The sequence below is a fragment of the Desulfobacter sp. genome (genome assembly GCF_050177295.1).
The window spans coordinates 1-9,589 of sequence record NZ_JBFXHE010000151.1 but is presented as its reverse complement, the minus strand read 5'-3'; the positions used below and the strand labels follow the sequence as shown (position 1 = coordinate 9,589).

Genomic DNA, 9,589 nt, shown 5'->3' with positions numbered 1-9,589 from the left:
TATATTTCGTGAAAATGCCTGGTCATAATATTCTGAGGCGGAATGGATATCATAGGATTCTAAGTGGCTTGAAAATTTTGGCATCGTATTTTTTTGTCTAAATCCAGAATTGTCTGGAATTAAAGTATCTTTGTTGGAAACGTGTAAACAAAATGAATTTTTCAAAATACCATCGGATATCGCTAAAGACAAGGTTAAAATTATACCCGGTGATTATGTTTCATTGTGCTCTCAGGGGAAAGCGCTTGACAAATAATTTTAAAAAATACACGATAGTACAGTGACTTTCGATAGAATTTTCACACAAAAAAAGAGTAACCCAGGGTAAAATAAAGATGATCACCAAAAGCCTTACCTACGACAAATTTCGTTTCGGTCAAGTCATAGATGATGATGTCTTAAAAGATACCTTCCGGATGAGGTATGAAGTCTATGTGGAGGAGTTCGGGTTTGAAGATAGAGCCGACCATCCGGGTGGATTGGAAACGGATGAATACGAAAAAGAGTCGATCCATTTTGCCTGCCTGAATGAAACAGATTCCGTGGTCGGCACCATACGCCTGGTGTGCCATTCAGACAAAGGGTTTCCCATTGAACATGCCACAAAATTAAGTTTACCAGGGGAAAAACCTGAGCCGGACAAAATCGGCGAAATTTCCAGACTTACGGTAACCAAAGACCTCAGGCGCCGTAAAGAAGACGGCATGTATGGCGTGGAGTCTTACTTAAAGAAAAAAGAAGGCGGTATACTGCCCGATGACGGGAGCATTCCAAAAGAGATGGCGGGCAGGAAAAACCCTATCATTGTCTTGGGGCTTTACCAGGTGATGCTCCATGAAAGTTTGCGACAGGGGCTGACCCATTGGTACATGATCACTGAAAAAAAAATATTCTATGCCCTGAAAAAATATGGATTTCTATTCCACCAAATCGGAGATCCTGTACAATATCATGGTGAGAGGGTTCCCTATTTTGCAGATATTCATGAACTGCTGGTCAATCTGAAGCACACCGATGCAGGCATGTATGACCTTATGCTTACCGGATTGGAAGAAGAGTACCGACCGGATATTTAATTTGGGAAGCAAACAAAGAATAATGAATATCAAAGGTTATACCTTTATTATTATAGTTGTATTGCTGGTTTGGGTATGTCCGGCAGTGGCTATGGACGGTGCGCAGATCGCACAGAAGGTGGTGGACCGGGATCAAGGGCAGGATGCCACCTTAAAAATCCGTATGCTGCTGATCGACAAGGGAGGCAAAAAGCGATTCAGAAGCCTGATCACTGTGGTTAAGAAATACGGGGATGTATCTAAAAGCTATATACGCTTTACCTCTCCTGCCGATATAGAGGGAACTGCTTTTTTAACCTGGGAAAACAAAGAGAGTGACGATGATCAGTTCCTCTACCTGCCGGCACTTCAAAGGGTGCGGCGGATTGTCTCCAGTCAGAAATCCAATCGTTTTGTCAACACGGATTATACCTACGAAGACCTGCAGTCCAGGGAAGTGGACCAGGACGTACATACGGTCCTAAGAGAAGAAAAGTTAGATGACCATGACTGCTGGGTTCTTGAAAGCATCCCCAAAGCCACAGATGATTCCCAATATGGAAAACGGGTTACATGGGTTGTCAAAGATATCTATCTGCCCATTAAGACCGAGTTTTATGATAAACGGAACAGACTTCATAAGATACTCACCGGTAAAGAAATTCAGAAAATCGACGGAATCTGGACGATCCTTGATGCAGAGATGAATGATCTAAATAAAAATCATTGTACACTGCTGAAGACCGATGAAATAGGATATAATCGCGGCATTCCTGATGAAATTTTTACCAAAGGATATATGAAACATAATCAGTAGAACCTATTCTTCTTCAAGATGCCATTTAATGCCCCGTTTATCAAGATATCGCTACGGATTTTTTATTTTATCAAGTTTTATTTTCCTGTTTTTTTTATGTCCTCAATCCGCATTTTGTTTCAATTCCATAATGATTTGCCGGTCTACCGATTCAACTCACAGTCAGTCGGTGAAGTCTTTGGAAGAGGAGGATGCACGTACGGATGACACCAGTAACCCATGGGCGCAGGAGGGCACACGGGATAGCGACAAGGATGAAGGCTTGTTTAAGCTGTCGGGGGAAGTGCACAACAAGTTTGCTCATGATGTAAGTGAGGACAATGATTCAGAAGATGATATGATGAATCATGTCCAGGTGAGGATCGGAACAAGCCTGGTGCATGCGGACCTTTGGCGTGCAGTGCTTTTTGTGGATGCAGATTATTTTTCTTATGGCAATGATGGAGACTGGAAAGAAGATGCAGATATCCGGCTGGGTGATGCCTCTCTTAACTTTAGAGGCGACGGGTTTAATATGAAGATCGGCAACCAGATCATCCGGTGGGGTAAAACTGATGCCTACAGTCCGCTGGATAATTTGAATCCCGAGGATTTTCGTGATGATCTTTCCGGTCGCCGGGATGACCGCAAACGTCCCATTCCCATGGCTTCCATGGATGTTTATGCCCGCAATTTAACCATTTCCGGGGTCTTTATTCCGTTTTTTGTCAAATCGGAATACGATCTTATAGGAACAGACTGGGCAGTATTCGGGCGAGCGGACGGGATAACGTTTATGGAAGAAGACCCTTCTGATTCTCTGGGAAACAGCGAAGGCGGAATTCGTTTGTCCGGCATTGTTGGACGCCTGGACTGGGCACTCAGCTGGTTGTCTGCCAGGGAAGATCTGCCAACACCGGATACCCTTGATCTCCCTGTGGGGTTTCCGCTTTCTGCAGGGAATCTGACAACATCTCAATTGGCATATTTTTTAACTGCCACCGGGAAGTCGGTGCTTCTCATTCATGACCGGCAAAATATTTTCGGTTTTGAATTTGAAACTACATTGCATTCTTTCGGGGTGAGAGGTGATCTGGCCTATATTGATCACACCAGTTATTTTACCCGGGACCTGGAGCGGATTCGAAAACCCGTGTTTCAGGCTATGGCAGGAATTGACTATAGCGGCGTAAACGACTGGTATGCCAATCTCCAGTTTTTGATCAGCCGGATCCGGGACTACGAAACCCGGATTGTCTGGGCCAAGGAGACAACACTGGCCATCAACGGCACCCTGTGGAAGGATTTTTTCAATGGAGATTTAAGACTGGAATGCCGCTATTATTATGACCTGTCAGGAGATGCAACTGTTTTGAATCCCAAGATCCGTTTATCTTTCTGGACGCCGGTGATATTTGAAATCGGCGCTGAATGGTTTGATGGAAGCGAGGAGACGATTCCGGGTCGTTTTCAAAACAACGACCAGGTGTATTTAACTGCTGAAATAAAATTTTAGATGCTACATATAATAAAATGCAGACTGAAAAGGGGAACATACCCGTCTTCAGCCGGAAGTCAGGGGAAGAATCTGCCCGGTTGCTGAATATGCGATAACACGCTCGATCATATCTGCCCCATAATATCTTTTCACCGTCTCTTCATCTTTATTTTCTTCAAAGGGCAGCTCAATGGGGGTTGATCCTGATTCAAAAAAGAAATGATACAGGTTTTTCTTTTTTGGCATGTTACCATAAATTTCTTTAAATTTTTGTGAGACTGTATTTAGATCGAGGCGAAGGGCCACGGCAGGGTTATTGTTTACATAGGAAAAGGAGGAAATTTGTCCGATTTTTTCAAACAAAAGGATATCTTCGTAAATTTTTAAATACTTTGGGTGAATCGTAATTAATAAGTCGTCCGCGCAAATGGTGTTAATCGCATATGACACTATGAGACGGTTACCCAGCATAGGGATATGTTTATTCCCTTTTCGGTATAACGGATGTGATGCCAGGCACCCGACTTCAACAAGGCGGCGCCCCTGGCTTCTTAACTCGTCGACCTGACTTTTAAATCCAATATCCATGGGAAGGCCTTCTTGTTTATCATCCGGAAATAGGCTGGCAGTATATATGGGCGTTTTTCCAGCCTGATTATCCGTCAAGCAGCCCATAAAGACCCTTGCTTCGGCATTGGAATGGTGCCGGATAATTCTCAATGGGGGAGTGGTAGGTCGAATAAACCCGGCTTTTACATAAACATCATGCAACAGGCTGAAACAGGACATATACTCTTCGATACTGCATGCCTCACAAAAGGTGACGTCGTCCAGATTGGTTTGAAGATCAGGAAGAGCGCCACGGATGATTCTTTTTCTAAAGTACGTCGGCACATAAGGCAACAACGATTTTGCTAATGTATTTGAAATATTCATAATGATTGAAATTAATGCAGTTATCATGCCAGTGTAAGAAAATACCTGAATTGCTTTTATAAAAGATCGTTTTTCATCGAGTTTAGGCATAAATATTCCATAAATAAGAAAAAAAAAGTTACGAAAATTACAGCAGTCGTTACAAAAATTGCACTTCCTGAACCCAAAAAAATGGGAACAGGGTTTCTTCTTCCAAATAGCTCTATAATTAGAATATATCAAGAGACCAAATGACCCGGCCCTGTTTTTGATTAATCATTTTTTGAATATCCGGCAGCCGTTCAAAGCATTCTTTCATCCCGCAGTGCATCAGGGCAATGCCCTGGTGGAAATCATCCCAGGCATAGGTCCCCACATCCGGGTAAAGTACAAGGTCTGCGTTTTTGACAAAATCACTGGTGGCCCTGCCGTGGACAATGCTGATGGTCTGGGAAATAATTTGCTTAATGCCGGGCGCTTTTTCTTGTGTTTTTGCCTTTGAGGGCTTTGATTCAATGCTCACGGCAATGACCATGTCTGCGCCCTTTCGAAGCAGAACATCTACAGGCACGGGGTTTAAAAGTCCGCCGTCAACCATCCACCGACCCTGGTGTTTAAATGGAGAAAACAGGGCAGGAATTGCAATACTGGAACGGACGGCATCCGTGACATCCCCGGTTTCAAAAATCACCTCTTCTTCGTTCAGGATATCCACGCCCACCAAGTATGTTGGAATCATCAGATCCAGGAAATCAGCACTGTTTACAGCCTTTCTCACAAGCTGGGCCGCCTTTTCTCCCCTAAGCAGCCCCTGTCTGGGCAGGGTATAATCAAAAATTTTCCTGCGGGTGTCTGATCGGGTTCGAAACAGGTCAATGGTGGACTGCTTTAATTTTTCAACAGAGGCGGTGGCCGCATAAATTCCGCCCACAAGTGCCCCCATGCTGGTTCCTGAAATCATATCAATATGGATGCCGGCTTCCTCCAACACTTTGAGCACTCCGATATGGGCCCATCCCCGTGCACCGCCGGCACCCAGCGCAAGCCCCAGCCGGATACCGGCAATTTCACGGGCAACAGCCCTCGGCCCCCGGACGGGAAAATATTTATTCGTATCTATCCGGTCGTTAACCGCTAACTCCGAACGCTCCACCCAGATGCCCGGCGTTTCGGAAAGTCCCAGACGCTGCTGAAGTTCCTGCCGAGCCACCCCTTTTTTTCCGTACAGATGGCTCACGCCCACCCGAATTCTTCCTAAAAACGCACTGGTTCCGCAAATTGCCTCAAGCGCTGAAAGCCGGGACTGAACTTCTCTGAGTTTTTCCTCTGTATTATGAATAAGCAAAAGTGTCCGGTCACACAGCCGGACAAAGAGCCGCTCCATATCATTAAGGCAATGGGTCAGATTGAAAAACACCACATCATAGGACTCTTTCAGGCCGGCCATCAGAACCGGCATAATCTCAGACAGCCTGTCGGAAAAACCGGTTTGCAACTGCAGCACATGAAACCTTGACAAATGTTCATACCAATGAATCTCTGCGGGCTTATAACTGTCTGGCGGCAGGAGTCTGAAAAGTCCAGGGTCCGGGCATTCCATCCGGGTCAGGTCATATTTATGCATGATTCTGTCAGCCTCAAGGTGAGGCTCAATTACCACCACCCGTTTATGTGATTCATTAGAAATATGAAAGGAGACGGAATATAAAAAATGGGATACGCCCAACTCCGGACCCGTAGCCGACACCGCATAAAATGTCGGGACCATGCTCTGACGCCTGCCGTCCTTTGCCTTAACACTCATGCGCTTGGCATAATAACGGCTCAGATACAGGCCAATACTTTTATTGGTTTTAATCAGAACATCAAAATTGTCACGGGTCAGACAAAATAAAGCCACATCCAGCGATGCCTCTATTGTTGAATTTCTGGACGCCTTTGAAAGCAGAGAGATCTCTCCGAAAAAATCTCCCCGTTTCAACTCAGTTACAAAAATCTTTTCCCCGTCTGCCTCCTTGAACACCGACACCGTACCCGAACGAATCACATACATGGAATCTCCGGGTTCGTCCTGGCGGCAGATAATGTCACCCTTGTGATAAAACTCCTTTTTAAACAGCCCGGCAATCACTCGGATCTGATCCACCGGCACCGATGAAAACAGTGGCACCCGCGAAAGAAAGTCATGAAGATCCTGTAAGTTAGTCAGCATAGAATTCAATACCTAAAATGGGCTGATACATTTTTTGCTATATCGCTTGCGCTATTTCTTACATTTTCTTCCAGCGGTTCACTTTTTCGAATGCGGATTCAGCTGTTTTCAATAGTGTTGATACATTCACCGGCTTTTTAAAATAATCCTCAAAGCCGACATCAAGGCATTCCGACAGTTCAAATAAAGAGGCATAGCCGGTAATGGCATAGATAATAGACATGGGCTTAATGCTTTTTACGCTCTTACATAATTCCATACCGTTCATCACCGGCATATTTAAATCAAAAAACATGACCATAATGTTATTCTCTTCGATAATTTTTAATGCATCCCGTCCATTTTCTGCGGTGAAAACCTCATAACCGGCTTTGGTAAATACCTGGGAAAGCAATCTTAAAATGGGGGGTTCGTCATCAACGATTAATATTTTTTTATTTTCCATCATTCTTTCTCCTTGTCTGGGTTGGGGTCTGAGATATTAATAGAAGATGCTGCGTCAAGGTCCAAGATTTCGGAACTTAAATACATTTTTGTTTTGTACTGAGTGATAGCCATCAGCTTATTTGTAATCTCAGCCAGCCGTTGTGCCTGGTCTCTAATTTCCTTGACATTTTCTTCTTGGATTTGCCCATGAGCGATTTCATCGATTAATAATTCTGAAAAACCTAAAATCACCATTAAAGGCTGATTAATTTCGTGGCATATGGCGCCTGCGGTTCGAACCACCGCTGTCAGTTTTTCCTTTTCTATTTTTGCGCGCTCATAGTTCTTTGCATTTGTAATATCCTCAATTGACAGTAAAACGGCCGTTCTCTTTTGTAATTGAAAGGGTTGCGTCGTTATTCTTAAATGCCTGCGCCCTATGGATTTAAAGGTCATGGATGTTTCAACCTGAAAATGCCCCTTGGTATTTTCAAAGGTATCATTGACTGTCATCCTCAATTTGCATTGAATGCACTCTTTTCCAAATCCGCAGCCCTCAGGGGTATCTTCGTGATGAATGCAGCCAAGGGCGGCCCCACCTACAACCCCGACGAGTTGATCATCCTTCTTATTTACAAATATGGAAACCATTCTGTTGGCCAAAACCAGTTTCAGGTCCGCGTCAATCACCGCGACCGCAATCGGTAAATTGTTAATAACCCGCAGGATATCATCCTTAGAAAACACTGTCGGAAAATCCAATATGGTTTCTTTTATTTTAATTTCATTGGACATTGAAACGCCCTTTGCCGTTATTGACGCATACGGGTAGACAGTAAAATAGCCATTTTCGAATCCATGGTTTCAACCAGCGTGCATGTTGCACAGCCATCAAGATCCGTACCGGTAATCATTCCGGGGATGCCGATCTTAAAAGGCAACGTGCATTTTACATTTTTTAAGGCATTCCCGGACACCATATTAAGCATTTCAGACAATGTCCCAAACCGCTTCTCCCAAGTCAGTTCATCTTTGCTTTCGCCCAAAAAATTGGATGCAAGTTCTGCCACCAGTGGTGCCGGTGAAATAAGATCTATATTTCCACAGATATCCCCGGTAAAATTCAACCGACATGCCAATGCGGTATTCAGGTCGATGCCGGACTCATTTAAAATCGTTTCAGGACCGGTTTCAACCGGCATAAAAAACATGGTCTCCATAACTTCAGAAATCGAATTCGTTATCGCTGTCATCAATACTTTCTTCATAATCGGCCTCTCCAATTATACTGACAATTAAATCTCTGAGCGCCTCAGGGGTAAACGGTTTGGTAATATAACCGGCAGCACCGGTGTCCATAAATTCTTTAATTTTTGAATCATTTCCCTCGGTTGAAATAACAATAACCGGAATTTCCTTGAACAGTGCTTCGGTCTTTACTGTTTTTAAAAAGCTGAGCCCATTCATTTCGGGCATGTTGTAGTCGGTCATAATCAAATCGACCCACTCTCCTTTGAGCACCGTTAACGCCTCTTTCCCGTTTGAGGCTTCAAGTATCCTGGAACCGCCGTATCCCGCAGCTGCAAGAGATCGTTTCAAAACGGTCCTCATCGGCATTGAATCATCTACAATCAATATTGAATAAGACATTTGCTTCCCTTTAGTTTCATTGAGCCATTTTTAATAAAATTTTCACTTCATGCATGTTGACCCCAAATTCGGCCATAATAGCGGTTATATCCGAGTGAGAGATGTTATGAATTTTCATTAACTGATCCTTGAATCGATACGACAGACCATCCGCCCCGACGCCGTTCCCCATCATCATACAAATGCAGTCTGCCAGATATACCCCTGCAACCTCTTTGTCATTCATCATGGAGTCATCCCTGAGATGATGGTGTTGGATCAGTTTAATCATTCGCGGGCTGAATTTCCATATTTTGCCAATCAAGGCACCCAGCTCAGCATGATCTATGCCCAGTACTTTTTTTTCCGCCTCCCTGAAGCTGTACCCGGATTTTTTTACAAGCGTATCAATTTTTTTATAGTCCTTGAACACATATTTTTCCAATATGATTTTACCGATGTCTTTGATCAGGGCAGCAGTGAAAATTGTACTTTTGTTGTTCAGTCCCAGACGTAAGGCAACCTGTTTGGCAATAACGGCGGAAGAAACTGAATACCGCCACATATCCCCCTGTTCAAGCCCATAGCCTTGCTGACGTCCGGACAGGACTTTTGCACTTGATTTTACCATGGCCAATTGAACGATTTGATCTGTACCGAGCATATTCACGGCGTCTTTAATTGACTCTGCAGGGATTTTTAACCCCAAATATGCTGAGTTACATATTTTAAGAATGTCCACGGTCATGACAGGGTCATACTGGATTATCCGGGCAATATCGTTTATTGAACTATCCGGCTCCTCAATCATTTCAAGCAAGCGGTTAGCAACCGCCGGCATCGGCGTTAACTCCTTTATCTCACGGATCATTTTCTCCAGTGTTGTCATATCTTCACTTCCTTGGATCCTGAGGTTTTCAGGAAAATATCTCCCGATGCAATTTCAATTCGAACCGTGCGGTTGATGTTCCCGCCCACTTCCTGCTTGTCTATCATCACCTTGTTCTTAAAAAACATTTTTTTTAATGCCAGATAATTGCGTTTTCCGATATTAAAAA

12 protein-coding genes are annotated in these 9,589 nt (G+C 43.9%); 3 read left to right on the top strand and 9 right to left on the bottom strand.

Annotation, left to right across the window (positions count from 1 at the left end):
• On the bottom strand, positions 1-192 hold a 192-nt coding region (locus AB7U36_RS11955; protein ID WP_428160001.1), incomplete at its 3' end, for a hypothetical protein.
• A gap of 143 nt (positions 193-335) precedes the next feature.
• Here AB7U36_RS11955 and AB7U36_RS11950 point away from each other — a divergent pair.
• The 3 genes from AB7U36_RS11950 (at position 336) to AB7U36_RS11940 (ending at position 3,367) form a co-directional block, all read left to right on the top strand.
• The gene (locus AB7U36_RS11950; RefSeq protein WP_428160000.1) at positions 336-1,076 is read left to right on the top strand and encodes a PEP-CTERM/exosortase system-associated acyltransferase; all 741 of its coding nucleotides are present in this window, start codon (positions 336-338) and stop codon (positions 1,074-1,076) included.
• A gap of 22 nt (positions 1,077-1,098) precedes the next feature.
• Positions 1,099-1,872, top strand: a complete 774-nt coding sequence (locus AB7U36_RS11945; RefSeq protein WP_428159999.1) for an outer membrane lipoprotein-sorting protein — start codon at positions 1,099-1,101, stop codon at positions 1,870-1,872.
• Between the two features lie 130 nt (positions 1,873-2,002).
• Positions 2,003-3,367: a DUF1302 family protein gene (locus AB7U36_RS11940; RefSeq protein ID WP_428159998.1), complete on the top strand. Its 1,365-nt coding sequence runs from the start codon at positions 2,003-2,005 to the stop codon at positions 3,365-3,367.
• Positions 3,368-3,415: 48 nt separating this feature from the next.
• Here AB7U36_RS11940 and AB7U36_RS11935 read toward each other — a convergent pair whose 3' ends face one another.
• From AB7U36_RS11935 to AB7U36_RS11900, 8 genes are all read right to left on the bottom strand, one after another.
• Positions 3,416-4,375, bottom strand: coding sequence for an N-acyl amino acid synthase FeeM domain-containing protein (locus tag AB7U36_RS11935; protein ID WP_428159997.1), 960 nt, complete (start codon positions 4,373-4,375; stop codon positions 3,416-3,418).
• Positions 4,376-4,493: 118 nt separating this feature from the next.
• Positions 4,494-6,476: a patatin-like phospholipase family protein gene (locus tag AB7U36_RS11930; protein WP_428159996.1), complete on the bottom strand. Its 1,983-nt coding sequence runs from the start codon at positions 6,474-6,476 to the stop codon at positions 4,494-4,496.
• 58 nt (positions 6,477-6,534) lie between these two features.
• Positions 6,535-6,924 (bottom strand): response regulator, encoded by a 390-nt coding sequence (locus AB7U36_RS11925; protein WP_277005255.1) that lies wholly within the window; start codon positions 6,922-6,924, stop codon positions 6,535-6,537.
• A complete protein-coding gene (locus tag AB7U36_RS11920; RefSeq protein WP_428159995.1) occupies positions 6,921-7,697 on the bottom strand; it encodes a histidine kinase dimerization/phospho-acceptor domain-containing protein in 777 nt (258 codons plus the stop codon). Before AB7U36_RS11920 ends, AB7U36_RS11925 begins: the two co-directional genes overlap by 4 nt.
• 17 nt (positions 7,698-7,714) lie before the next feature.
• Positions 7,715-8,170 (bottom strand): chemotaxis protein CheX, encoded by a 456-nt coding sequence (locus tag AB7U36_RS11915; protein WP_428159994.1) that lies wholly within the window; start codon positions 8,168-8,170, stop codon positions 7,715-7,717.
• Positions 8,127-8,552 carry a response regulator gene (locus AB7U36_RS11910; protein ID WP_428159993.1) on the bottom strand — a complete coding sequence of 142 codons (426 nt, stop codon included), beginning with the start codon at positions 8,550-8,552 and terminating at the stop codon, positions 8,127-8,129. The genes AB7U36_RS11915 and AB7U36_RS11910 overlap by 44 nt, the downstream gene beginning before the upstream one ends.
• Positions 8,553-8,568: 16 nt before the next feature.
• Positions 8,569-9,420, bottom strand: a complete 852-nt coding sequence (locus AB7U36_RS11905) for an HDOD domain-containing protein (RefSeq protein WP_286819951.1) — start codon at positions 9,418-9,420, stop codon at positions 8,569-8,571.
• A complete protein-coding gene (locus AB7U36_RS11900; RefSeq protein WP_428160002.1) occupies positions 9,417-9,581 on the bottom strand; it encodes a hypothetical protein in 165 nt (54 codons plus the stop codon). The genes AB7U36_RS11905 and AB7U36_RS11900 overlap by 4 nt, the downstream gene beginning before the upstream one ends.
• Positions 9,582-9,589 lie beyond the last annotated feature (8 nt).

Coding starts and splice junctions, on each gene's coding strand:
- AB7U36_RS11950 (WP_428160000.1), top strand. CDS start 336: ATGATCACCAAAAGCCTTACCTACGACAAATTTCGTTTCGGTCAAGTC.
- AB7U36_RS11945 (WP_428159999.1), top strand. CDS start 1,099: ATGAATATCAAAGGTTATACCTTTATTATTATAGTTGTATTGCTGGTT.
- AB7U36_RS11940 (WP_428159998.1), top strand. CDS start 2,003: ATGATTTGCCGGTCTACCGATTCAACTCACAGTCAGTCGGTGAAGTCT.
- AB7U36_RS11935 (WP_428159997.1), bottom strand. CDS start 4,375: ATGCCTAAACTCGATGAAAAACGATCTTTTATAAAAGCAATTCAGGTA.
- AB7U36_RS11930 (WP_428159996.1), bottom strand. CDS start 6,476: ATGCTGACTAACTTACAGGATCTTCATGACTTTCTTTCGCGGGTGCCA.
- AB7U36_RS11925 (WP_277005255.1), bottom strand. CDS start 6,924: ATGATGGAAAATAAAAAAATATTAATCGTTGATGACGAACCCCCCATT.
- AB7U36_RS11920 (WP_428159995.1), bottom strand. CDS start 7,697: ATGTCCAATGAAATTAAAATAAAAGAAACCATATTGGATTTTCCGACA.
- AB7U36_RS11915 (WP_428159994.1), bottom strand. CDS start 8,170: ATGAAGAAAGTATTGATGACAGCGATAACGAATTCGATTTCTGAAGTT.
- AB7U36_RS11910 (WP_428159993.1), bottom strand. CDS start 8,552: ATGTCTTATTCAATATTGATTGTAGATGATTCAATGCCGATGAGGACC.
- AB7U36_RS11905 (WP_286819951.1), bottom strand. CDS start 9,420: ATGACAACACTGGAGAAAATGATCCGTGAGATAAAGGAGTTAACGCCG.